Source organism: Acinetobacter sp. RF14B (genome assembly GCF_006864105.1).
GTDB classification, from domain to species: Bacteria; Pseudomonadota; Gammaproteobacteria; order Pseudomonadales; family Moraxellaceae; genus Acinetobacter; species Acinetobacter lwoffii_C.
In genome coordinates, this window is the sequence record NZ_SMTB01000261.1 from 1 (window position 1) to 480 (window position 480).

Consider the following 480-nt stretch of genomic DNA (forward strand, 5'->3'; position numbering starts at 1 on the left):
TACGTCGCCAGTGCCAACTGGCTGAACGCCGCCCGGATCTGATTATCCGCTCCCTGCGCGGCAACGTCGGCACTCGCCTGAGCAAACTAGATAACGGCGAATACGATGCCATCATTCTTGCCGTAGCCGGACTAAAACGTTTAGGTCTGGAGTCCCGCATTCGCGCCGCGTTACCACCCGAGATTTCTCTTCCGGCGGTAGGACAAGGTGAAGTCGGTATTGAATGCCGCCTTGATGATACGCGCACTCGCGAGCTGCTTGCCGCGCTGAATCACCACGAAACTGCACTGCGCGTTACCGCAGAACGCGCCATGAATACCCGTCTCGAAGGTGGATGTCAGGTGCCAATTGGTAGCTACGCCGAGCTTATTGATGGTGAAATCTGGCTGCGTGCGCTGGTCGGCGCGCCGGACGGTTCGCAGATTATTCGCGGTGAACGCCGCGGTGCGCCGCAAAATGCCGAACAAATGGGGATTTCGC

At 58.5% G+C, this 480-nt stretch carries 1 protein-coding gene; it reads left to right on the forward strand.

Features of this window, described 5'->3' with window-relative positions; translation table 11 throughout:
• A partial coding sequence (hemC, locus tag E2K52_RS14860) for a hydroxymethylbilane synthase (RefSeq protein ID WP_151205734.1) occupies nucleotides 1–480 on the forward strand: 480 nt, incomplete at both ends.